The following is a 22,650-nucleotide window of genomic DNA, read 5'->3' as shown; positions in this document are numbered from 1 at the left end:
CAAACCAACTCCCCGATCTTTTGCCTCCGGAACGAGGGAAAAGATCGGGGAGTTTTGTGTGCAGAAAAGGTGGCCTAGGCCTGTCGGGGCGGGAGAGGGTTGCTGGCGGGGCGCTTGGTACGGGCCTGCCCCCGCAGCCATTGCCAGGCCGACGGCACATCGTAAAATAACTTGATGGGAATGTGTTGGCTGACGCGTTCGGCAAACTCGACACTGGCAAACTGGTTGCCCAACTCCGGCGAGAAGACGTAGGCCACTGCCTGCAAGCCCCCCGTTATGGCCTGCGGCAACCACTCATACTCCAGCCACTCCATGGCCTCTACCCAGTCGCCGGTGGCTTGGCTTTTATCATTGAGTAGAAAGGGCGCATGCAGCTGCTTTTGTAGCTTAACGAACTCCTCCGCCACATAAATCACCTCGCGGCCCGTGATGTTGCCGAACCACTGCACCCGCAGTACACCTTGGGCCGATGCGTACTCAATATCTACCAGGTGCGAGCCGTGTTCATCGAACAAGGTACCCAGGCTTTGGAAGTGAACAGAACTCATAGGGGGAGGCTGGTTGTGGAGAGAGCAGAAAGTGCTGAGCAGGAACTACCTAATATAGTCATTCTGCTGCTAGAATCTTGGTCGTTTGTAAGCGCGGTTCCCTTACTTTTGCAGTTTCTGGCTCTGCCGTATCTCTCGAAAATTTCCGCGCTCCTCTCATGCACATTGCAATCGTCGGCAACATTGGTGCTGGCAAAACTACGCTGGCTAATAAGCTGGCGCATCATTTCAACTGGCAGGTCTTCCTGGAAGATGTCGACCACAATCCGTATCTGAAGGATTTTTATGATGATATGCCCCGCTGGGCGTTTCATCTGCAGGTCTATTTTCTCAACAGCCGCTTCCGCCAGACCCAGCACATCAAGAAGCTGCAGAGCGCCCACAAAGGCGTCATTCAGGACCGCACCATCTACGAGGATGCCCACATCTTCGCGGCCAACCTGCACCAGTCGAGCCTCATGACGGAGCGTGACTACCAGAACTACCTGAATCTGTTCGAGTCGATGATCAGCATGGTAGACCCGCCGGACTTGCTGCTGTACCTGCGCGCCGATCTGCCCAAGCTGGTGCAGCAGATTGAGCGCCGCAACCGCGACTACGAGAACAACATCAAGATTGAGTATCTCAAGAACCTCAACGAGCACTACGAGCAGTGGATCAGCCACTACAATCACGGCAAGCTGCTCATCGTGGACGTCAACAACCTCGACTACGTGAACAACCCCGAGGACCTGAGCGTGATTATTGACAAGCTCAACAACACGCTGTTCGGTCTGTTTTAGCGGTGAACTTGTGAAGGGGTGAGGTTGCTGTGCGAGTGGCCTAGACTGTCATGGCGAGGAGGCACGACGACGCCATCTTTCCTTGTCGTAAGCACAGCATGAGATGAAACTGAAAAGCCCTTACTACCACGCGGTAGTAAGGGCTTTTGCATGCATCAACAGTTCACGCCAGAAAAAGAAAAGATGGCGTCGTCGTGCCTCCTCGCCATGACAGTCTAAGCCACTCGCACAGCAACCTCACCCCTTCACAGGTTCACAAGTTCACCTTCTACTCCGGCTGCATCGCCTCGTTGAGGAATTGCACGAAGGGCAGCGCGGCTTGCCAGGCGGCCAGCACGCGGCTTGGGAAATCGGGGCGTAGGACTTCTTTATCGGAGAAGCCCTGCCACACGAAATAGCTCTTCAGGCGCAGCCACTCGATGTCGGGGTCGGTGCGGTCGTAGCCTTTGGGGGCGGTTTTGAGGGTCTGGGTCATGTCTAGGCCACTCGGGAAGTGCTGGAGCAGTTCCGGGCTTTGGCGCAGGGTATGAAACTCAGTGGGGTTATAATGGATTTCCTGGCGGATGCGGGCCAGCTGCTCCGGCTCGGGCATCCAGCGGCCTGCTCCCACGTAGGTTTCGCCGCCGGGCTGCAGGGCTACAAAGAAGCCCGCCCACGATGCGTGCCGCCCGCCGCGCTTGATGCCCGCACCCATGTGGCGCTTGTAGGGCTCGTCGCTCTGCTGAAACCGGTCGTTTTTATTGATCCGAAACATCACGTCCTGCGGCGTAAGCCCTAGCAGGTTCGGCTCAAACTGCTGGGCGCCTTTGATGAGGTCGGCTACGAAGGCCGTGTACTCGGCGCGGGCACGGTGGTAGTCGGCGCGGTGCTCGTCCATCCAGGCTTTGCTGTTGTTGGCGGCCAAATCGCGCAGGAAGGACAGAATGAAATCTAGCGGCATAGGGTAAAGGAGAGTCGGGGAGTGGCCTAGCGCAGCACGAAGCGGAGCGCGTATATAAACACGTCTGCCCGCACTGGGTTTGCAGTACGGGCAGCTCGCGGCGGGGTTGGTAGTGGCCTAGGCCACCCGCCTGGCTATTTGTAGCTGCTTACCGAAACAGTATCGCCGAGGCGCAGCAGGCCGCTGGCTGGCCCCGTTACATTCTGCCCGAACATGATACTGCCATCGTGGGTGCGGTAGCTCGCCAGGGTGCGCAGCGGCTCTTTCAGCGGATGTTTCTGGGCCGTTTTCTGATCAATGGTTGTGAATATGCACCGTCCGCAGGCCCGCACCGCCCGAAACGCTGCGTCGCCAATCCGGAACTCGTGCCAGGTGTCTTCCTCGAAGGCCTCGCCGCCGCTGAACACCAAATTGGGCCGAAACCGCTCCATGCCTACGGGCTCCACCAGCCGCGTATTCAGCTCAGCCAGCGAGTTCTTGCCCACCAGCAGATAGGGGTAGCCATCGGCGAAGCTCACCAGCTTGTTGCCGGGGTTCAACTCAGGCTCCACATCGCGCCGCACCATATCCGACATATACACCAGCTTGCACGGCTGGCCTAGCGCATCCGAAAGCCACTCGTCGCAATCGGGGCAGGCCCGCCAGGCAAACACCATATCATCCCAGATGGTCACGAACAGGGTTTTTTCCGGCGTGGCTTCAAAGGGCACAAACAGCGGCAGCAGATCGGGGCGCTGGTTGTGGCGGAGTAAAAAGCCGTTGAAGGCGGGCTCTACCTTGAGGTGGGCCATGGCGGCGGTTTGCCGCTGCGTCATAAACTGATTGCGCTCATTCACAATCAGCCAGCGTCGGTCGTGGCGCAGGCCGCGTGTACTAATGTGGGCTTCGGTAAGGCGGATACCGCCCAGGGATTTAACCGGATAGATGTAGAGGTCGGAGAGAACTAGCGCCATGCCTCAAAGGTAGAAGCCAGAAGCAGAACTAGTGCCTCGGCCAGCAGCATAGGGACTATTTCAGCCAGAAAAAAAGCTGATTTTCTCTACACAAGCGTCGCCACACCGGCCTGCGGTTACTGCTCGTTCAGATTCCAGTTGTAATCCAGAAACGTGATTTTCGCATCGGGGCTCATCTTCGTGTTGGCGTACCGGTTCACCCACTTCACCACCGACTGGCCGCTCTCATTCCAGTCGCCTTTGTACCAATCAAAATACCGGGAAAGCTGGGCGCTGGTTTTGCTGATGTTGTTTTTAGCGGGGTTATTCAGGAAGTCCCGCCCCTGATCGTCGAGCTGGCTGTCGAGCTTAGCGGCCGTGTAGGCCTCGTTGCGCAGGCGTGGGCACGAAATGGAAGCGCAAACCAAGGCAAAATGAATGCGCGGGTCGTCGTATTTCTTGCGGAGAGTTCCGTGCTCGATAGCATCGAGGCTCATCTTCTTCCCGCCAATCGAGAAGAACTCGGACGCCCAGGGCGTTGTGACGAAGGGAATCTTGATTCTGGAGCCGATATCCTTGATGCTCTTCACCGGATAATGGTTCAGAATCAGGCGAATGGTGTAGGCATTGTACGCGTTTATCCAATAGGCCATCTGCTCCGGCTTGCTCCAGGAGGCCGCGGGTGGGGTGCTGCTCAGCTGGGCCAAATACTGATCGAACGCCTTGGCATCGGCCCGGAAACCTTTGTAATTGACGAGGCCCTTTTCATTGACGTGCTTTTTCAGCAGACGGTCAAAAGCGCTGTGGTCGAAGGCTGCCGCACTCAGCGTTACCGAGGGCGCTGGGCGGTGCTGCCCCGTGCCGTAGGCACCGGCTGCGGAGAGTATGCAAGTGGCCAGGCTCAGGTAGGGCAGGGACAACCGGAAAAGTTTGCGTAGTGCGTTGGTCATGGAAGAAAATATACGGGCAATGGGCAGAGGAAGATTGCCGAAGGCACGGCGCACTTTGGCTCCTGATGGAGGCGCCAGGAAATACGCCTGTTACGGGGCTGGGTCCGTAGCACAAGGCTAAGCGTCGGCAGCCGCGTCAGCCGCTGGCCGGAATGACCTCAAACACAACAGAAGCCGCCAGGCTGAGTTTGAGGAAAGCGGCGTAAATCCGATGAAGTGCGGAATATGTTTGTTTTTAGCCGGAAGATTCGTCCTCGTTGCCTTCGCTTTTTACTCGGGCGGTGCCCGATAAATCCCTGCTTATGTCTACGCCGCTACTGATTGTGCTAATCGGCTTTATCATCTTCCTAGGCCACTACCTAGCGCAGCTTTTCCAGCGCACCCGCGTGCCCGATGTGGTAGGCCTATTGGTGGTGGGTATGCTGCTGGGGCCGGTATTTCACCTCATCGATCCGGCGGCATTCGGGCGTGCAGGGCGCGTATTTACCAACCTCGTGCTGGTATTTATCTTATTTGAAAGCGGGCTGGAAGTTCGGTTTGAGCAGCTTCGCTCCGCTCTGCGGGGCACTATCTCGCTGACCACCATCAACTTTGTAGTCACTACTCTGGTAGTAGCCGCCCTGGCTCAGTGGCTGACTGATCTGGACTTTCTCAGCTCCGTTATTCTGGGCTCCATCCTGGGCGGCACTTCCTCGGCCGTCGTCACAACGCTGGCCCGGCAGGTAAATATTCTGCCCCAAACGGCCACCACCCTCGTGATGGAATCGGCCTTCAGCGACGTGTACACGCTGGCCATTCCTATTGCCCTGATCAGTTTTTATGCGGGGGCTTCTTTCAATGTGGCCACGCTCCTGAGCCAGCTGTTGGTAGCTCTGGTAGGGGCAGTGCTGGCCGGTGTTGGGAGCGGCTACTTGTGGCTGGTACTCCTGAACCGGGTGCCTACGCTGCTCAAAACCCGGTTTTCTACTCCGGCCTTCGCCTTTATCCTCTATGGCTTGGTAGAGTTGCTCCAGTTTAGTGGGCCGATTGCGGTGCTGTTCTTCGGTATTGCGGTCGGCAACCTGCCCTTGCTGCGCCGTGGCTGGCTGCAGCGCGTGCTGCCGGCCCGGCCCGCAGAGCTCACGACTGTAGAGAAGGACTTCTTTGCGGAAATTGTGTTTCTGCTGCGCACGTTCTTTTTCGTGTATGTAGGCCTGTCCATCGTGCTCGATGATGGCTATCTGATTGCGCTGGGCGTGGGTATGGCGGTGGTGCTGTTTGTGGTGCGCATTCCGGTGGTGCTGGCTGCCGCCGACCGCGACACGCCCCAGTTCGATATGGCCATGATGAGCATTATGATTCCCAAAGGACTGGGCGCCGCTGTACTGGCTACTCTGCCCGCCCAGCGCGGCCTGCCGGGTGGCGGCACCATCCAAACCATCACGTTCGCCGTGATTGTGGCCACCACGGTACTCAGCACAGCCTTGTTCTTTCTGCTGGAAAAGCGCCGAATACTGAGGTTCTACCAACTCTTCTTCGGCACGCATCGCCCCCTCGATGCCGAAAGCGCAACGTCCTCCGAAGTGGCCTAGCAGACCAGCAGAGGCAATTACGCAGACGTAGGTTAAAACAAAATCAGCGACAAGTGGCCTAGGCCACCCGCCGCTGATTTCAGGGTTGCCAAAAGAGGGGAGGCGCTTAATCTTTGATGAAATGGCTGCTCTGCGGAGCTTTTCCTTCGCTTGCCACGCGTATCATGTAGCGGCCAGCGGGTAGGTTGCCCACCGAAATGCCGGTTTGCAGGTCCGCTACCTCCTCATGCTGCACGCGCTGGCCCTTGCTGTTGTAAATCTCCACGGTGTTGCTCTCTTTTGCTGAGCCGCTGATGTGCAGCATGCTGCTGGTAGGTACGGGGTAGAGCGAAAGAGCTGCCTGCTTCGCGAAGCTAACCTGTATGGCTACCACAGATGAATAGGCCGTCTTGCCGTCGTAATCAGTCTGAACGAGCCGATAATAAGCCGCGCCGGCTCCTACTGAGCGGTCCAGGTACTCATAGGAGGCGCCCAGGTTGGAAGAGCCCTTTCCCGCTACAAACCCGAGGGCTTTCCAGTCACCCTTACCTGTTTGTCGCTGTACTTCAAAGCCTTTGTTGTTGGTTTCGGTAGCGGTAGCCCAGCGCAGGCGCACCGCATCTGCCTCTGATTGCCCCGTAAACTGCACCAGTTCTACTGGCAGCGGTTTTCCCTTGGCTGCTAGCGTCCAGATGCCCTCCAGTTCAATGCCACTCAAAATCACGGTGTTGTCGCCAGCATTTGCACCAGTGCCCCTATCACGGCCCAATTCTGAGAATGCGGCCCCCTCGATAGTTATAGAAGGTGGTAAAGTGGCTTTAAAGAAGGAAAGGCTACCTGACGGGAGTGCATTCAGTTCTGACTGGGCATAGTGTAGTGTCATAGTTATTCCTACGCTAGCATTGAAGACACTTGGATCGATGAAAAAGAACCTGCTGACAGTTTTATTGCCGTTGCCACTAACGAACGGACTGCCCGTTAAGCGAGTCACAAGTGTATTTCCTGGGTACGTTGTGACTGTTGTTCCTGACCGCACCTGCAGCGTCAGGCCCATATTGCCAAAAGGAAACGTGCCAGCAGCGTTCAGAGTGGAAGTAGCGGTGACTTTACCAATAACGTAGCCGTTAGTAGCCGCGTTCACTTTGTCTTCCTCGTCTATGATAGCGCCAGATTCTAGAGTAATTGTATTCGCGCCCGTATTGAGCGTTGTATTTCGAATAACAAAGGAGTTCGCAATAGTGAGCCCGCCCCCCAAATTCAGGGCTGGACCAGGTTTATTGACTGTATAGTCATAGAACTTGCCTGTTGGGATGGATGGTGAAGTAGCTGTTAAGGTGTAGCTCAGGCGCTGAAACGGTGCCGTATTGCCTGTTCGGGCTACATTATAATAGTAAGAGTAGTCTGGAATCCCAGTGGGGTTCTCAAATGGCGCTGGATTGCTGGCAGGAGCACCTAGATAGCCTACCCAATTAAAGGAAGTTGGTTTACCACCTGGTAGACTGGACAACAAGATCTTTATTTCGCGTATCTCCCCAAGGGCTGCCATGTCCGCTGAGGCAGGAGCTACGCCAGCCAGCCATGCCTGACTACCTGCAGATTGTGAAGCAAACTGAATAGAGCTGCTTATAGGGTCACTCCCAATCCTAACGGCTACATCGGCGGCAAATGGCAAATGTATAGCACCATTTTCGGTTGCACTGGTTATACCACCGGGAATCACATCAAAATAGAGGAATACTGGCGTAGCACTACTAACGCCCTCCAAACCTATGTATAAATAGGTGTCGTCATAAGTCATGTGCCAATTGGTGCCTCCGCTTCTAATCCAGTTCTGGCCAATGGCGCCATATTCACTGATAGTAGATTCAGATCCTCCTGTGCCCCCAACGTAGAATATTTTCCCATCAGTTTGAGGATAATCAGCTCTAGCCTGATAGTAAGAGCCGAATACGAGAGCCACCAAGCAAAATATGGCTTTTAAGTGCTTGTATAACTGTGCCATAGCCGAGTACGTTTAGTGTATCCGAAGATAATATGAATATGTTAATTCCAATTTTTTTTTGAATAAAAAAGTTAATTATGTGTTTAGAGGCGAGTTTATGGAGGCGCTTAAAGCCAGAAATCCGGCCCCTGAGGAGGAGGCCGGATTTCAAAAATGTTGATCAGTAAGGTTGCTACTGCGCCGTTTGCCGTTGCGCTAGCTCTACGGCCCGGTACAAATTCACGATGCCTCCCGTCCCCGAAAGCTCCCGAAAATCCAGCAGCTTTTTGGTGCCAGGCTGGTGTACCTGCGTATGGGTAGGCTGCGCCGATTGCAGAATAATGCTTTTCAGCTGGGTAGCGGTGAGGGTGGGGAAATACGATTTCAGGACGGCCGCTATACCCGTGACTACCGGGGCAGCCATACTGGTGCCGCTCTTGTTGGCATACAGGCTGCCCGGCACCGTGGAATAGATCTGGTTGCCAGGTGCGAAGACGTCTACGGCGTGGCGGCCATAGTTAGAAAACTCAGCCACCAGGTCGGCGTTGTTTTGGCGGGCGGAAGCGCCTACCGTAATCATATTCGGAATGCGCTGCCCGTTGCGGAATACCGGCGCCGGGTATTGCGTTTCCTGGTCCATGTTTTTGCTTTCATTGCCTGCCGAATGCACCAGCAGTACGCCCTTGGTGCCCGCGTATCGGATGGCTTCTTCTACCACCGGCCGCTGAGGCGAGTAGTATTTACCGAAGCTCATGTTAATGATGCTCGCCCCGTTGTCCACCGCGTACCGAATGGCGTTGGCCACATCTTTGTCGCGCTCATCGCCGTTGGGTACGGCACGCACGGCCATCAGGCGAACGTTGTCGGCCAGGCCCAGTATGCCCAGCGCATTCGTGCGGTCGGCGCCAATGATGCCGGCTACGTGCGTGCCGTGGCTGGGCTCGGGGCCGTAGAGGTCCTTGTTGCCATAGCGACGCTCCTTCACATCGTTGGGGTGGTCTTGCACCACACCGCGTGGATCAAACTTCAGGTTGAGGCTGTAGTCGAGCTGGTTTTTGGTGTCGGTGAGGGCTTCCTTGATTTCAGCCAGCACGGCTTCCAACGAGGGGTAGCCTGCCTGCTTCAGGTTCTGGTAGAGGCCGTTTGTAACGGCCAGCAGCTCGGGGTCCTGGGTAGGAGGGTGGTGCAGGGTGGCCGTATCAAGGCTGCTCACCTTGAGGGCCTGCTTCACGGCTTCGGCACCCTGCTGGTTCTCGGTGTAGGCCTCTCCAATTTCCTTTAGGCGCTGCGTGTTCTCCTTTACTTTCTCGTCGTAAGTCTTTTTCGCCTTCAGGTAAAGGTCGTAGTCGGCACGCTGGGCGGCGGGCACGGTGGCGCGGGTTTTCCCCTGGAAACGGGGCTGCAAACGGGCCAGCACCCGCGTGTCCTCGTAGGTGTCGATATCCACGTTGCGGCCATCGGGGCCACCCAAGAAGCTCCAGCCGTGCACATCATCTACATAGCCGTTCTGGTCGTCGTCTTGGCCATTGCCGGCAATTTCTTTGGTATTGCGCCACAGCAGGCGTTTCAAATCGGTGTGCGCCGTATCGATACCGGCATCAATAATAGCCACCGTTACGGGCGTGGAAGTGCGGCCTTGCAACAGCTCCGCGTAGGCGCGCAGGGCACTCACACCCATCACGCCATCCTTCTGCGGATCAAGCAAATACCACTGTGGGCCGGCAAGAGTTACGGCCGATGGGGGAGCAGGTGCGGTAACCGTCTGGGCCGAAGCCAGAGTAGGGAGCAACAGGCCTAGCGCCGCAAGGCGCAACCGGAAAGAGAGGGGAATGGACATGCAGAAAGAAGACGCTGACAGAAAAGTAAAACGACCTATACGAAGGTGTACGAAGCCGGGCTAGGATCTACTGATACCGGCACAGAAGCGTACTCCATAGACACCGGCTAGGCCACTCCGGACGCACGCATACGGCCCAGATGTAGCCGAAAGTGTAGCTAGGCACTGCACAAATAAGGCCGGTTTTCAGGAATGCCGTACACCTGCTAACTAGTGCCTAGAGTGCTATGTGAAGCGCCTTATGTAGATTTCGCCTTCGATTCTTCCCCTCATAACCCCTGTCCAGTATGCCCACCTACGCTAAAATTTTCGAGAACAACCGCCAATGGATTGCCAAGCACGCGGCAGCTGGCCCAGACTTTCTGACGGCTCTGGCGGCCGATCAGGAGCCTGACTACCTCTACATCGGGTGCAGTGACAGTCGCGTGACGGCCGAGGAGCTAATGGGCGTGGCCCCAGGCGACGTATTTGTGCACCGCAACATTGCGAACCTGGTGAATAACATCGACCTCAACGCCATGTCGGTAATTGAGTACGCCGTGCGCCACCTCCACGTAAAGCACATTGTGGTGTGCGGACACTACGGCTGCGGAGGGGTAAAGCACGCCATGCAGGCCCAGGACCTGGGCTTGCTCAACCCCTGGCTGCGCAACATCCGCGACGTGTACCGCTTGCACCACACAGAGCTGGATGCCATCGAAGACACGACGGCCCGCTACGACCGGCTGGTAGAGCTGAACGTGCAGGAACAGTGCGTAAACGTGATTAAAACGGCAGTGGTGCAGCAGATGTACCTGCAGAAGGGCTACCCCACGGTGCACGGTTGGGTATTCGACCTCAAAACAGGCTTGCTGAAAGACCTGAACCTAGACTTCGAGCACATCCTGCACGATATCCAGGAAATCTACGACCTCAGCAAAGACCCAGCCTGGCAAACCCCGGCTGGGCCAGCGGCTGGCTAAGCTTGTAAACGAAGCGCTAGGCCACTTTGAGAAGCGCTGATATTGGTTGGGAGTGGCCTAGGGTATGTATACTTGCTAACCAATTGACCGTCATGCTTGATCTGGCGTCCGCAGAGTCGAAGCATCTCTGCCTCTGGCTACTCAACTAGCCTGGGAAGCAGTATAGATTCTTCGACTCTGCGGACGCCAGATCAAGCATGACGTTTCTTTTGGCTGCAGTCCTCATAGCCTTTCCGCAACAGTTCTGAGTTTCGGTGGTTCTGCAACCTCCCGGCTAGGCCTGTATCTTTACTGCCCTGCTCTACCTCTGATTTCGACCAATGCGCTTTCGCTCTTTTCGGGCCGCCCTGTTGCTGGCGGTTCTACCATTGCTCCCCGCCGTTCCGGCCGCCGCTCAGGCTCCTAAATTGTATTCTTCTTCGGAAATTCTGCTGGGCCTCAAGAAGCTCAACGTGCTGGGCTCGGTGCTCTACATGGCCGCCCACCCCGACGATGAAAACACCCGCCTGATTGCCTACATGGCCAATGGCCGCCTGTTGGAAACCGGCTACCTCAGCTGCACCCGCGGCGACGGCGGCCAGAACCTCATCGGCCCGGAGCTGCGCGAGCAGCTCGGCGTCATCCGGACGCAGGAACTGCTGGCCGCCCGCCGCATTGATGGGGGCAAGCAGTTCTTCACACGCGCCAACGACTTCGGCTTCTCGAAAACCTCCGACGAGACCTTCACTATCTGGGATAAGGAGCAGGTGCTCTCCGATATGGTGTGGGTGATCCGGCAGCGCCGGCCCGATGTGCTCATCACGCGCTTCCCGCCTGATACCCGCGCCGGCCACGGCCACCACGCCGCCAGCGCCATCCTGGCCGCCGAAGCATTTGATGCCGCCGGTGACCCCAAGCGCTTCCCCGAGCAACTGAAATACGTGCAGCCCTGGCAACCCAAGCGCCTGCTCTGGAACACCGGCAGCTTCTTCGTAAAGCAGGGCGAGGATATGAGTGGCTACCTGAAAGTGGATGCCGGTGGCTATAACCCATTGCTAGGCCAGAGCTACGGCGAAATTGCCGCCCGCAGCCGTTCCCAACACAGAAGCCAAGGGTTCGGATCATCAGCAACACGTGGCGAGGCCCTAGAATATCTGCAATACGTGAAAGGTGACAAGCCCAAGTCCGACCCTTTCGAGGGTGTTGATATGACCTGGAACCGCGTGCCCGGCGGCGCGACTGTGGGCAAGCTGATTGACGAGGTTATTCGCAAGTACGACCCGGCAAATCCATCGGCGAGTGTAGCAGGGCTGTTGAAAGTGCGGGCAGCTATTAAGTTATTGGGGGGAAGTGGTAAAAGACCGTTTGATGTTTCTTTGGCGTGGGATGTGGCGAAACACTATGAGGTAGAAGAATTAATTAAGGCGTGCCTAGGCCTTTACACGGAAGTAACAGTTGATATGCCTGCTGTGTCTAATGACGCAAGATTTCCTTATCGGCTGGAAGTAATAAATCGATCAAGCATCCCTATTACTATAAGTCGGATTTCAAGTACCGATTTCGGTGGTGACACTGTCTTGAATCAAATAGTCAAGCCATTTCAATCAGTTTCAATCAAGCGGCAAGGGACATTTGCAAATAAGCAGCAAAACTCAGAATGGATTAACAACTCACAACCCTATTGGCTGAGGCAGCCCAATAGTATAGGAATGTACACAGTTGAAAGCCAGCTTGAACGGGGAAAAGCGGAAAGTGCTAGTCCTTACGTATACCTCACTGGTGAAGTCGCCGGTGAAAAGTTTAGTGATATAGTTGAAATCCGCTACAAGCATACTGACCCTGTGCTTGGCGAATCATATCAGCCTCTTGCCATAGTGCCGCCCGTGGCTGTGAACATCGGCGGAAGGGCATACGTCTTCGCCGATAATTCACCTAAAACCATTCCAGTGACCTTGCGCGCTGGAAAGGCGGGCGTGAAAGGCTCGGTGGCTCTCACATTGCCGAAAGGCTGGAAATCGGAGCCGGCCAGCTTCAACTTCGATATTGCCTCCAAGGACGCTGAGCAAACTGTGCAGTTCCGGGTGCAGCCTGGTGCGGGCGCGGTGGAGGGCAAAACCGAGGTGCGGGCCGTGGCAACTGTGGAGGGCCAGCAGTACTCACGTGGCTACCAGGCCATCGAGTACAGCCATATCCCGACCCAGATCCTTTTCCCCGAAGCCGTAGCTCCGCTGGTTAAGCTGGACCTCAAGCGCAAAGGCCAGGAAATCGGCTACCTCATGGGTGCGGGCGACGAGGTGCCCGACGCGCTGCGCCAGATCGGCTACAACGTAACACTGCTAAAGCCCGAAGACATTACAGACCAAAACCTGCGCCGCTTCGATGCCGTGGTGCTGGGCGTGCGGGCCTACAACACCCTCGACCGCCTCAAGACTCTGCAGCCCACTCTGCTGCGCTACGTAGAAAACGGCGGCAACATGGTGGTGCAGTACGTGGTGAACCGCGGCACCGTACTACCGCAAATCGGTCCGTACCCGCTCACACTCAGCAACGACCGGGTAACGGTGGAAAACGCCGCTATCACGTTCCTCAACCCCAGCCAGCCATTGTTGAACACGCCCAACAAAATCACCGCCAAGGATTTTGAAGGCTGGGTGCAAGAGCAGGGCCTCTACTATCCGAGCGCCTGGGATGCCAAGTACAAAACCGTCTTCAGCTCCCACGACCCCAACGAAACCGCCAAGGAAAGCGCCATCCTCGTCGCCGACTACGGCAAAGGCCATTACATCTACACGGGCCTCTCGCTGTTTCGGGAGCTCCCAGCGGGCGTACCCGGTGCCTACCGTCTGCTCACCAACATGGTGTCGCTGGGTAAGTAGAGTCGTCTGATGGTACCAAAGAATACAAAAGCACGTCATCCTGAGTGCAGCGAAGGATCTTCTCACGTTAGCCCGAGGCGCTAGGCCAGTCGTTCACGCGGGATAAGATCCCTCGCTTCTCTCAGGATGACGTATTAATCTGAGGTCTCGCAATACGTAAACCACCTCGCTATATCTGTGCGCTATTACCTGAGACTTTACCTATTTGCTACTGTACTTCTTGTGCCGCTCACGTTGCTGTCCATCTGGCTGCTTGATGGGCCGCTTGCGTTGTTTGTGCATAACCAGCAACCAATGCAGGGCTTCTTTGAAGGTGTAATGTCGGTCACCGATTATCTCGGGTTTGTTACGCACGCAGCCAGTCCGCTAGGCCTGCCGTGGGGCTGGCTGCTATTGCCGCTACTATTTCTAGGGTCTTGGATACTACGCTGGCGACATGCCACTATCTGGCTGGTGGTGCTGCTGGCTTGGGTGGGCAGTGAGGGCTTGGGCAATATTTTGAAGCTGGTTTTCAACCGGCCGCGGCCCGAGGTACTATGGTTGCACACGGCCCCGGATGCAGCTTTTTGGCAGCCTCTAGGCCAGTACGATGCTTTTCCGTCGGGGCACACCGCCTCCGTGGCAGGCATGCTGTTGCCGCTGGCCATGCGGTTTCCGAAGTTACGGCCCTGGCTGCTCGTTGTGGCAGGATTGGTAGGTTTGGGGCGAGTGGTTTTGGAACAGCATTGGCTCAGCGATGTGGTGGCCGCCGTATATCTGGCAGTGACGCTTATTTGCCTCTTTGAAATCGGGACTTGGTGGCTGCGGCCAAGCCTGCGGCGCGAGTTGGTTTCTGCGGCTCCTGATGCAACTTAGCGGCGTATTTGTTGCCTCTTGCGTACCCAACCCGCCCGCTTGTGCCCAACCACCCCGCCCACTCTACCGAAAGCCCACACCCAGCCGCTGAGCCGGCCCCACCTTTGCTGCCTTCGTGGCGGGCCTGGTACTGGCTGGTGCTGGGGGCACTGGCCGCCGAGGTAGCCTTCTTCACCTACCTCACCCGTCTGTTTGCATGAGCTTATTAGACTGGCTGGTGCTGGGCGGAACGCTGGCGTTTATTGTGGGCTACGGCACCTGGCGCACCCGCGGCCAGCACACCATGGACAGCTACCTGCTCGGCGACCGGCAGGCCCGCTGGTGGGGCATCGGGCTGAGCATCATCGCCACCCAGGCCTCAGCTATCACCTTCCTGAGCACGCCGGGGCAGGCCTACGACGACGGGATGCGCTTCATTCAGTTCTACTTCGGCCTACCCGTGGCCATGGTCCTGATTGCCATTTTCGCGGTGCCCATCTACCATCGGCTCAAAGTATTTACGGCCTACGAGTACCTGGAAGGCCGCTTCGATAGGCGCACCCGCACGCTGGCGGCGGGCCTATTTCTGGTGCAGCGTGGCCTCAGCAACGGGCTTTCCCTGTACGCGCCGGCGCTGGTGCTATCGGCCATTCTGGGCTGGAACGTGCACCTCACCGTCTGGCTGATTGGGGGGCTAATGATCAGCTATACAGTGGCGGGCGGCACCCGCGCCGTGGCCGTTACGCAGCAGTGGCAGGTAGCCGTTATTTTCACAGGCATGGCGGTTGCAGGCTACCTGCTGGTCCATTATCTGCCCGACGATATTGGCTTTACCGAAGCCATGCAGGTGGCGGGGCACCGCGGCAAACTCAACCTCGTCGATTTTCACTTCGACCCCAAAGACCGCTACAATTTCTGGTCGGGCATGACGGGCGGGCTGTTCCTAGCCCTATCGTACTTCGGCACCGACCAAAGCCAGGTGCAGCGCTACCTGGCCGGCCGCAGCGTCACGGAAAGCCGCTTGGGCCTGCTGATGAACGGCCTTGTGAAGGTGCCCATGCAGTTCGGAATTCTGCTGATTGGGGTGCTCCTGTTCGTGTTTTATCAGTTCAATGCGCCGCCGCTCACCTTTAACCGACCGGTGCAAAAGCAAGTGGCGCGCTCCGCCACCTATGGTCCGGCGCTCCGGCAGCTGGAGCAGCAGCATACTGTTCTGTTCGAAGCCCGCCGCGAAGCCACAACGGGTCTGGTGCAAGCCCTGCGCACCGGCAATGAGGCCCAGGTTGCCGCCGCCCAAACTCGCCTGCAGGCCACCGATGCCGCCAGCAGTGGCCTACGCGCAGAAGCGCAGAAGCTGCTGAAACAAGCCGTGCCCACCGCCGAGGCCAAAGACACCGACTACGTTTTCCTGACTTTCGTGCTGAAATATTTACCGCACGGGTTCGTAGGCCTGTTGATTGCCGTGGTGCTATCGGCGGCCATGAGCAGCGCAGCTGGCGGACTCAACGCACTGGCTTCAACTACTATTATTGATCTGTACCAGCCGGCTAGGCCAGGTCTGGCAGAGCGCCACTATGTGCGCGCCTCCCGTTTGGCCTCGGTCGGGTGGGGCGTGGTGGGCATCGGCTTTGCCACCTTCGCGGCGCAGCTCGAAAACCTGATTCAGGCTGTGAACATCCTTGGCTCCCTGTTTTACGGCACCATGCTGGGGATTTTTGTGGTGGCTTTTTTTATGAAATCTGTGGGCGGCAGAGCGGTGTTCTGGTCGGCGGTAGTGGCCCAGATTGCGGTGTTGCTGCTCTTCTGGCGCACCGATATCGGCTACCTCTGGTTCAACATCATCGGGTGCGTACTGGTGGTGCTGGGGTGTTTGGTGCTGCCGAAGGAGCGAAAGCAGGCAGCCTGAACCAGCCTGTTATCTCACAAAAAAGCACGTCATCCTGAGCTTACGAAGGATCTTACCACTTCAGCACGAGGCGCTAGGCCAGTCGTTCCGGTGTAAGAATATCCTTCGCGTTGCTCACGATGACGTGCGAGAGGCAGTGACGGGCTTTAGGCAAGCGGCCTAGGCCAGTCGGTTTAGAGTTTGCCGGCCTTTTTTGCGTCGGCAATCAGGCCCTCGTTCATCTTTACGTAGTCGGTGTTTTTGGCTTCGGCAGCCAGTTTCTTCGACTGCTCGGCTGCGGCAACGGTGCCTTTGTAATCCTTCATTTTCATGCGGATTTTAGCCTCCGTATGCACGTTCCAGAACTTGGCGTCCTTTTCGTTGGCCTTCTGAATCCAGGTCAGGGCCTGCTTCAGGTCTTTGTTGTTGTCGTAGTAATACACGGCGGCGGCGGCCATGTCGTTTGCCGAAGCACTGGCGTTTTTCACAACTTTCTCGTCGATCTGGGCCATTACTTTGGTGTCAACGTCCGTGGTTACCTTAAACTTGGCGCCGGTCTTATCCCACAGCATTTCCACGTTGGCGGTAGCGGGGGTGAGGTCAGAAAACTCCATGGTGAAGGTTTCTACTTTGTTGGCCAGCGCGTAGGGCTTTACCGTGAAGCGGGCCACGTCGTCGGCATCCTTGAAGCCTTTTACATCAGCGCCCTGCTTGAGGCTTTTGTTCAGGACTACTACCCACGAGGTTTTGCCCGGAATGGTGTAGAGGCCATACTCGCCGGCGGGTACCTTCTTGCCTTCCACCGTCACGTCGTCCGAGAACTTGATGCTGGTAGTAGAGTTGGCACCCGTGCGCCAGCGCTGTCCGAAAGGCGTAATAGCCTTGGTGGTGGAGTCGCCGAAAATCGGGCGGCCTTTCACGCCGGGCCGCGAGTACGTGATGGTAATGTCGGTGAGGCCTACGCGCTGCTGCACGGTGCTTTTGGGGCTGGCGGCGGGCGTAGCAATCTGGGCTTGCGCAGCGCCGGAAAGCAGTAGGCCACCTACCAGCAGCGTAGAACCAAGCACACGCGAGGTCTTCAGGAGAGTCGTGGTGATCATAGAAAGGAGACTAAAAAAAGGAGAATGGGGTTGTGCGGGTAAAACTAGGAAAAACTCCCGTAGGAAGCGGATTTAGCTTTCTATTTCACCTGCTTGGCCGCGTACTGTTTGCTAATGAAATTGGCGAAAAGCATGAAAGCCTGGAAGGCTGATGTAGAACTTTCCGGCACTCACACCCGCCGAACCTTGATCTGGTGCGCGGCCAGTAGTTCCTCCAGATGGCTGGGCAGCGTTGGGGCTTGCAGCTTCCGCAGATCTAAGTAGTAGCAGGCGGCCTCGTTGGGGTAGAGCAGCAGCCAATCAGGCTGCACCAGCACGGCCCGGCGAATATCGGTCCACTTTCCCGAAAACTGGCCTAGGCCACTCCGGCCGCGTATTTCGTCGGCAGAAAGTGTATAATCGACGGGCTCTTGCAACACGGTGTTTTTGGCGTAGCCCTGCCGGAGCATGCGCCGCACCAGCCACGGCCGCAGCAGCGCGTACAATAGGCCTACCGCCAGAAAAGCAGGCGTCGACCAGGAAGTAATCTGCCAGTTGGCTTGGCGCAGGTTAACCAACAGGCTGAACGCCAGGCACAGCAGTGCCACCAGCAGAATCCAGTGGTTGCGGCGCGTAGCAGGCTGCCGGCGCCACAACCGGAAATTCACAGCCACGTATTCGTCGGCCGTCATGGTTACTTGAGAGAAAAAAGCAGGCTCCATGGCCGCAAGGTCGCTTATTCGGCGGGAACGGGCTTAGGCAAGAGGCTTAGAATGTCTCAAGGTTAAGTCCGCTCCGTTTCCATTACCAGAAATACCCTGCTAATACCTTGCTGCCGTAGCTGATAAAACACCGCCATAATTTCTCTGGAGGAAATACGCTGATCGGCGCGCAGCCAAACGGCCGTTGGTTTGTGGTAAAACTGATGACTTAGCTGAGTCATATCACGCAACTTCTGGGCTACTTGTGAGGCTGTTGTGAGCGGCGCAGCGTGCGGAACAAGTTGGGCATTCAACAGTGAGTCATGCGTTTGCAGGTAAAACCGCTGGCTGTCATCCAGCGTGACCTGCACAACCGGGACTTCCCACAGGCGACAAACGGTATCGGAGTGGCCTACGGGCAATTGTATACTTGGTAAATCAGCCGGCGAGCGAAGCCTACCTACCGACATCAGGACCAAGCTCAAAACCAAGGCAACACCTGCCACTGCGGGCAGTCCGTAAACATCCTTGAGGCAGTGGCGGCGGGAATAAGAAAGCACAGACATAGCCGTAGCAAATTCTTGGGAAGTAAAGCGAAGTACTAGATACGAAAAAGGGCGAAGCACATTGCTTCGCCCTTCATCCAGAAATACGTGTAATTCGAAAAATCCGCCTGAATCCGTGATCTAGCTCAGCTCGAACTGCAGTTTAAGCAGCTTGGAGTAAATGCCGTTGTCGTTGTGGGCCAGCTCGTCGTGGGAGCCTTGCTCTACAATGCGGCCCCCGTCGATAACCAATATTTTATCGACTTTGCGGATGGTGCTGAGGCGGTGAGCAATGATGATGCTGGTGCGGTCCTGCATGAGTTCATCCATGGCGCCCTGTACCAGTTTCTCACTCTCCGAGTCGAGGGAAGACGTAGCTTCGTCGAGGATGAGGATGGCGGGGTTTTTCAGGATGGCGCGGGCAATGGCCACGCGCTGGCGCTGCCCCCCGGAGAGCTTCACGCCCCGCTCACCCACCAGCGTATCGAGGCCTTCGGGGAAGGAGCTGATGAACTGCCAAGCATTGGCCTTACGCGCCGCCTGGATGATTTCCTCATCCGAAGAGCCGACTTTGCCATAGGCAATGTTCTCGCGGATAGTACCCCCAAACAGGATGGTTTCCTGGGGCACAATGCCGATGTGGCGGCGCAGCTCCGTCAGGTCGTATTGCCCGATTTCGCGGCCATCTACCAGAATCTGGCCGCTGCTCAGCTCATAGAACTGCATCAGGAGCTGCACAATGGTGCTTTTGCCCGCACCCGATGGGCCCACCAGCGCAATCTTTTCGCCGGCCTGAATATCGAAGCTGATGTCTTTGAGAACCGCCAGATCGGGGCGAGTGGGGTAGCGGAAGGCCACATGGCGGTAGTCGATATCGCCGCGGACTTGCAACGGCGCCAGGCCAGTAGCACGCAGCTGGTGCGTGGGCTCGGTGGGCTCGTCAAGAATTTCCAGGATGCGCTCAGAGGCGCCCAGTGTGCTTTGCACTTTGCCGTACAGCTCGCCTAGGCCTGCCACCGAGGCCCCGATGAACATGGTGTAGAGAGCAAACTGCGTCAGGTCGCCGATAGTCATCTGGCCGGCCTGCACCAGCGTGGCGGCTCGCCACAGCACCAGCACAATGCCTCCAAACAAGCCAATGATAACAAACGACACAAAGCCGCCGCGGTAGAGGTTGCTTTTCAGGGCGGCCCGCACGGTTTTGGTGAGCGAGGCGGTATAGCGCGCGGTTTCAAACTGCTCGTTGGTAAACGCCTTCACGGTGTTGATGCCCTGCAAGGTTTCTTCCACGATGACGTTGGTTTTGGCCAGCTCGTCCTGCGTGGTTTTGGCCAGCACCCGAATCTTCTTGCCGAATACCATGGCCAGCACCACGATGGGCGGGAAGGTGAGCAGCATAAACATCGAGAGCTTCACCGATACCACCATGATGAACACGATGCCCGCCACCAGCGTCATCACCTGCCGAAATAGCTCGGCCAGGGTCAGGGAAAAGGAATCCTGAATGATGCCTACATCGGAAGTGATGCGCGAGGTGATGGCGCCCACACGGTTTTTCTCGAAGTAGGGGATGGGCAACGACACAAACTGCTGGTACAAAGCCTGCCGGATGTCGCGCACCGTAAACTCGCTTACCTGCGTGAACAGCCAGATGCGCCCAAAGGAAAAGAGCCCCTGCAGCAGAATAAGTAACGCAAAGCCCAGCGCAATCTGGTTGATGGTGACGGCCATGCCGTTGGGCAATACCACGGGGTGGCCGCTGGCGGTATCAGCCAGCTTACCAATCAGCCAGGGGAAAGCCATGGTGCTGGCGCTCGACAGCGTCAGGAGTATCGTGCCGAGGATGAACTTGGTGCGGTAGGGCAGCGTGAAGCGGAAGATCCGCAGCCCCTGCCGGAAGCTTTCTTTGGTTAATTTCTTCTTGGGTACATCCGGATCAAGGGTTGTACCACTGGTATTCATTCCACTTCGGGCCATTCTATAGGAGGAGTTAGAAGCTAGGAGTCAGGAGCTAGGAGTAGGAAGTCAATAAGAGCAGGGAGGCATTAGACTTTCTTCCTTCCCAACTTTTCCTTCTATTTTCTGGCTGCTAGCTTCTTTATTATTCGTATTTGGGTTTGCCTTGTTCCACCTTCAGGTTCTCGGAATTCCCGAACGGAATGGGCAAACGAACTTGTGTAGCAATGGGCTGACCTTTGCGAGTAGCGGGTTTCCAGGTGGGCATCTGGCCTAGCACCCGCAGCGCTTCAGTGTCGCACTCCGGGGAGAGCGGCTGCAGCACGGTGGGGTTGGTCAGGTGGCCGTCGGCTTCTACCGTGAACGTCATGACCACATTACCACTAACCTGCTTGACGCTGGCAGCCTCCGGATACTTTAAATTCTGCTGAAAAAACGTGTTCAGCCCCTGCGCACCGCCCGGAAATTGCGGAGGTACATCGGGGCGGTTGGCCGCCGGTTTGGCCTGGGCCTGCATCCGGCCTGCTTTCAATTCAATCGGCTGCTTAGTGGCTGGGGCAGCAGTAGGCTGCTGAGCTTGTGCGGCGGCGCCCGAAGCTACGAGCAGCAAGATGAAGAACAGATGTTTCATAGAGCGTAGTGGGTTGAAGAACCGTGACAAAATACAGCACTTACCACTTGGGCGAGGAGCTGGCCTACACCTAACGGGTAGTGCTGGTTGTGCTTCCTACTGCACAAAGGTACGTCTCCCTAAACAACCCTTAGGCCACTGGGTTCAATTCCAGCACTCGTGCGCGCGAAATGGCTAACAGGCCTACAAACGTGAGCAAACCGTTCAGAATCAGAATCTCAAAACCAAACTCATAGCCCCACCAGGCTTTGGAGTTGGCATTGATAAACCATGTTACCAGCGGGGCCGCCACGCACACGTAGGGCACCAGGCGGTCGTGGAGGCCGCGGCTGGTGAACAGCCCGAACGAATACAGGCCTAGCAGCGGCCCGTAGGTGTAGCCCGCCGCCTTAAACACGGCCGTAATCACGCTTTGGTCATTAATAGCCCGGAAGATCAGGATGATGACGATGAGCAACAGCGAGAAACCGAAGTGCGTGAGCTGGCGCATGCGGGTTTGTTTCTTCTCCTCATACTGCTTGATATCCAGCATATCCACGCAAAAGGAGGTGGTAAGCGCCGTCAGGGCCGAGTCGGCGGAGGCGTAGGTAACGGCAATGATGCCTAGGATAAATACGATGCCCGCGAACAGGGAGAAGTGGTTGGTGGCCAGAAGCGGAAACACATTGTCGCCGATGACTTTGCCCGTAGTGGCGTTGATGGGCAGCGCAATGCCTTTAGCAGCCGCAAACTGGTAGAGCAGCACGCCGAGCGACAGGAAAAACACGTTCACAATTACAATGGCAATGGTAAACCAGAACATGTTTTTCTGGGCGTCCTGCAGATTGCGGCAGCTCAGGTTTTTCTGCATCAGGTCCTGGTCTAGGCCAGTCATCACGATGGTAATGAAGGCGCCCGAGGCAAACTGCTTCCAGAAGAACTTATCGTCCTTGGGGTCAGAGAAGTAGATCTGCGACATGGCGCTTTCCTTCACCGTTTTCACTAGCCCGGCAAAGCCCAGGTTCAGCTCATCGGCCATCAGGTAGATGCTCACGGCTACGCACACCAGCATGGCCATGGTCTGGAAAGTATCGGTCCAGAGGATGGTTTTGAGGCCGCCCCGGAAGGTGTAGAGGTAAATCAGCAGAATGCTGATGCTGACGGTGACAGCAAACGGCACGCCCAGGCCATCGAAAACGGCCAACTGCAGCACACCCGCCACCAGAAACAGCCGGAAAGCGGCGCCCACTGCCCGGGAAATCAGGAAAAAGAACGCGCCGGTTTTGTAGCTCCAGAACCCGAAGCGCTGCTCCAGATAGGTGTAAATAGATACCAGCCGCAACCGGTAGTACATCGGCATGAGCACGGTGCCAATCACCAGATAGCCCACAATATAGCCCAGCACCACCGCCATGTAGCTCCACGACTGCGTAGCCACCATGCCCGGAATAGAAATGAACGTGACCCCGGAAAGCGACGTGCCAATCATGGCAAAGGCTACCATGTACCACGGGGCATTGCGGTTCGCAATGAAGAACGATTCGCTGGTAGCCTTGCGCGAAGTTAGCAGCGAAATGATGACCAGCACCACGAAATAGCCCGCAATCAGGCTGAGAATAAGAGTTGGAGACATGTAAGCAGTTGCCTATTATGAGTTGTCGTTTGCCAGTTGGATGAGAGCCGGCAAGCCGGGCGGCAGTCAG

19 protein-coding genes are annotated in these 22,650 nt (G+C 56.7%); 7 read left to right on the top strand and 12 right to left on the bottom strand.

Going from position 1 to position 22,650, the window contains the following annotated elements; translation table 11 throughout:
• Window positions 1–74: 74 nt before the first annotated feature.
• Window positions 75–548 (bottom strand): hypothetical protein, encoded by a 474-nt coding sequence (locus CFT68_RS09245; RefSeq protein WP_088843148.1) that lies wholly within the window; start codon window positions 546–548, stop codon window positions 75–77.
• Window positions 549–706: 158 nt separating this feature from the next.
• Between CFT68_RS09245 and CFT68_RS09240 the strand changes: the two genes are divergently transcribed.
• Complete coding sequence (locus CFT68_RS09240) at window positions 707–1,330, top strand: deoxynucleoside kinase (protein ID WP_088843147.1); 624 nt, start codon at window positions 707–709, stop codon at window positions 1,328–1,330.
• A gap of 268 nt (window positions 1,331–1,598) precedes the next feature.
• Here CFT68_RS09240 and CFT68_RS09235 read toward each other — a convergent pair whose 3' ends face one another.
• The 3 genes from CFT68_RS09235 to CFT68_RS09225 all read right to left on the bottom strand — a co-directional run bounded on the left by CFT68_RS09235 (window position 1,599) and on the right by CFT68_RS09225 (window position 4,152).
• A complete protein-coding gene (locus CFT68_RS09235) occupies window positions 1,599–2,270 on the bottom strand; it encodes a DUF2461 domain-containing protein (RefSeq protein WP_088843146.1) in 672 nt (223 codons plus the stop codon).
• Between the two features lie 134 nt (window positions 2,271–2,404).
• Window positions 2,405–3,223, bottom strand: a complete 819-nt coding sequence (locus tag CFT68_RS09230; RefSeq protein WP_088843145.1) for an MOSC domain-containing protein — start codon at window positions 3,221–3,223, stop codon at window positions 2,405–2,407.
• A gap of 116 nt (window positions 3,224–3,339) precedes the next feature.
• Window positions 3,340–4,152, bottom strand: coding sequence for a DUF547 domain-containing protein (locus CFT68_RS09225; protein ID WP_088843144.1), 813 nt, complete (start codon window positions 4,150–4,152; stop codon window positions 3,340–3,342).
• A 302-nt stretch (window positions 4,153–4,454) separates the two neighbouring features.
• On the opposite strand from CFT68_RS09225, the gene CFT68_RS09220 reads away from it, so the two are divergent.
• Window positions 4,455–5,723, top strand: coding sequence for a cation:proton antiporter (locus tag CFT68_RS09220; protein ID WP_088843143.1), 1,269 nt, complete (start codon window positions 4,455–4,457; stop codon window positions 5,721–5,723).
• A gap of 106 nt (window positions 5,724–5,829) precedes the next feature.
• On the opposite strand, the gene CFT68_RS09215 is transcribed toward CFT68_RS09220, so the two are convergent.
• Both CFT68_RS09215 and CFT68_RS09210 read right to left on the bottom strand, forming a co-directional pair.
• Window positions 5,830–7,704, bottom strand: a complete 1,875-nt coding sequence (locus tag CFT68_RS09215; protein ID WP_088843142.1) for a T9SS type A sorting domain-containing protein — start codon at window positions 7,702–7,704, stop codon at window positions 5,830–5,832.
• Between the two features lie 172 nt (window positions 7,705–7,876).
• Entirely contained in the window at window positions 7,877–9,520 is a 1,644-nt protein-coding gene (locus tag CFT68_RS09210) for a S8 family peptidase (RefSeq protein WP_088843141.1), read from the bottom strand.
• A gap of 287 nt (window positions 9,521–9,807) precedes the next feature.
• Here CFT68_RS09210 and CFT68_RS09205 point away from each other — a divergent pair, with 287 nt between their 5' ends.
• The 5 genes from CFT68_RS09205 to CFT68_RS09185 all read left to right on the top strand — a co-directional run bounded on the left by CFT68_RS09205 (window position 9,808) and on the right by CFT68_RS09185 (window position 16,077).
• Window positions 9,808–10,482 carry a carbonic anhydrase gene (locus tag CFT68_RS09205; RefSeq protein ID WP_088843140.1) on the top strand — a complete coding sequence of 225 codons (675 nt, stop codon included), beginning with the start codon at window positions 9,808–9,810 and terminating at the stop codon, window positions 10,480–10,482.
• Between the two features lie 320 nt (window positions 10,483–10,802).
• The gene (locus CFT68_RS09200) at window positions 10,803–13,337 is read left to right on the top strand and encodes a PIG-L family deacetylase (protein WP_088843139.1); all 2,535 of its coding nucleotides are present in this window, start codon (window positions 10,803–10,805) and stop codon (window positions 13,335–13,337) included.
• Between the two features lie 222 nt (window positions 13,338–13,559).
• Entirely contained in the window at window positions 13,560–14,192 is a 633-nt protein-coding gene (locus CFT68_RS09195; RefSeq protein ID WP_088843138.1) for a phosphatase PAP2 family protein, read from the top strand.
• A gap of 41 nt (window positions 14,193–14,233) precedes the next feature.
• Window positions 14,234–14,392: a hypothetical protein gene (locus CFT68_RS21795; RefSeq protein WP_170934654.1), complete on the top strand. Its 159-nt coding sequence runs from the start codon at window positions 14,234–14,236 to the stop codon at window positions 14,390–14,392.
• Window positions 14,389–16,077: a sodium:solute symporter gene (locus CFT68_RS09185; protein WP_088843136.1), complete on the top strand. Its 1,689-nt coding sequence runs from the start codon at window positions 14,389–14,391 to the stop codon at window positions 16,075–16,077. Before CFT68_RS21795 ends, CFT68_RS09185 begins: the two co-directional genes overlap by 4 nt.
• Before the next feature lie 173 nt (window positions 16,078–16,250).
• Here the strand turns inward: CFT68_RS09185 and CFT68_RS09180 are convergent, their stop codons facing one another.
• From CFT68_RS09180 to CFT68_RS09155, 6 genes are all read right to left on the bottom strand, one after another.
• Entirely contained in the window at window positions 16,251–17,156 is a 906-nt protein-coding gene (locus CFT68_RS09180) for a DUF2911 domain-containing protein (RefSeq protein ID WP_088843135.1), read from the bottom strand.
• Between the two features lie 170 nt (window positions 17,157–17,326).
• Window positions 17,327–17,827 carry a hypothetical protein gene (locus tag CFT68_RS09175; RefSeq protein ID WP_088843134.1) on the bottom strand — a complete coding sequence of 167 codons (501 nt, stop codon included), beginning with the start codon at window positions 17,825–17,827 and terminating at the stop codon, window positions 17,327–17,329.
• A gap of 92 nt (window positions 17,828–17,919) precedes the next feature.
• Window positions 17,920–18,402: an ExbD/TolR family protein gene (locus CFT68_RS09170; RefSeq protein WP_088843132.1), complete on the bottom strand. Its 483-nt coding sequence runs from the start codon at window positions 18,400–18,402 to the stop codon at window positions 17,920–17,922.
• Between the two features lie 120 nt (window positions 18,403–18,522).
• Window positions 18,523–20,358: an ABC transporter ATP-binding protein gene (locus tag CFT68_RS09165; RefSeq protein ID WP_170934743.1), complete on the bottom strand. Its 1,836-nt coding sequence runs from the start codon at window positions 20,356–20,358 to the stop codon at window positions 18,523–18,525.
• Between the two features lie 124 nt (window positions 20,359–20,482).
• Complete coding sequence (locus CFT68_RS09160) at window positions 20,483–20,968, bottom strand: energy transducer TonB (protein ID WP_088843128.1); 486 nt, start codon at window positions 20,966–20,968, stop codon at window positions 20,483–20,485.
• A 130-nt stretch (window positions 20,969–21,098) separates the two neighbouring features.
• Entirely contained in the window at window positions 21,099–22,580 is a 1,482-nt protein-coding gene (locus CFT68_RS09155) for a sodium:solute symporter (protein WP_088843126.1), read from the bottom strand.
• Window positions 22,581–22,650 lie beyond the last annotated feature (70 nt).

The sequence above is a fragment of the Hymenobacter gelipurpurascens genome, assembly GCF_900187375.1.
Classification (GTDB): Bacteria; Bacteroidota; Bacteroidia; order Cytophagales; family Hymenobacteraceae; genus Hymenobacter; species Hymenobacter gelipurpurascens.
Note: the sequence above shows the minus strand (reverse complement) of the source record. Positions and strands in the feature narration are given on the sequence as shown.

Coding starts and splice junctions, on each gene's coding strand:
- CFT68_RS09245 (WP_088843148.1), bottom strand. CDS start 548: ATGAGTTCTGTTCACTTCCAAAGCCTGGGTACCTTGTTCGATGAACAC.
- CFT68_RS09240 (WP_088843147.1), top strand. CDS start 707: ATGCACATTGCAATCGTCGGCAACATTGGTGCTGGCAAAACTACGCTG.
- CFT68_RS09235 (WP_088843146.1), bottom strand. CDS start 2,270: ATGCCGCTAGATTTCATTCTGTCCTTCCTGCGCGATTTGGCCGCCAAC.
- CFT68_RS09230 (WP_088843145.1), bottom strand. CDS start 3,223: ATGGCGCTAGTTCTCTCCGACCTCTACATCTATCCGGTTAAATCCCTG.
- CFT68_RS09225 (WP_088843144.1), bottom strand. CDS start 4,152: ATGACCAACGCACTACGCAAACTTTTCCGGTTGTCCCTGCCCTACCTG.
- CFT68_RS09220 (WP_088843143.1), top strand. CDS start 4,455: ATGTCTACGCCGCTACTGATTGTGCTAATCGGCTTTATCATCTTCCTA.
- CFT68_RS09215 (WP_088843142.1), bottom strand. CDS start 7,704: ATGGCACAGTTATACAAGCACTTAAAAGCCATATTTTGCTTGGTGGCT.
- CFT68_RS09210 (WP_088843141.1), bottom strand. CDS start 9,520: ATGTCCATTCCCCTCTCTTTCCGGTTGCGCCTTGCGGCGCTAGGCCTG.
- CFT68_RS09205 (WP_088843140.1), top strand. CDS start 9,808: ATGCCCACCTACGCTAAAATTTTCGAGAACAACCGCCAATGGATTGCC.
- CFT68_RS09200 (WP_088843139.1), top strand. CDS start 10,803: ATGCGCTTTCGCTCTTTTCGGGCCGCCCTGTTGCTGGCGGTTCTACCA.
- CFT68_RS09185 (WP_088843136.1), top strand. CDS start 14,389: ATGAGCTTATTAGACTGGCTGGTGCTGGGCGGAACGCTGGCGTTTATT.
- CFT68_RS09180 (WP_088843135.1), bottom strand. CDS start 17,156: ATGATCACCACGACTCTCCTGAAGACCTCGCGTGTGCTTGGTTCTACG.
- CFT68_RS09175 (WP_088843134.1), bottom strand. CDS start 17,827: ATGACGGCCGACGAATACGTGGCTGTGAATTTCCGGTTGTGGCGCCGG.
- CFT68_RS09170 (WP_088843132.1), bottom strand. CDS start 18,402: ATGTCTGTGCTTTCTTATTCCCGCCGCCACTGCCTCAAGGATGTTTAC.
- CFT68_RS09165 (WP_170934743.1), bottom strand. CDS start 20,358: ATGGCCCGAAGTGGAATGAATACCAGTGGTACAACCCTTGATCCGGAT.
- CFT68_RS09160 (WP_088843128.1), bottom strand. CDS start 20,968: ATGAAACATCTGTTCTTCATCTTGCTGCTCGTAGCTTCGGGCGCCGCC.
- CFT68_RS09155 (WP_088843126.1), bottom strand. CDS start 22,580: ATGTCTCCAACTCTTATTCTCAGCCTGATTGCGGGCTATTTCGTGGTG.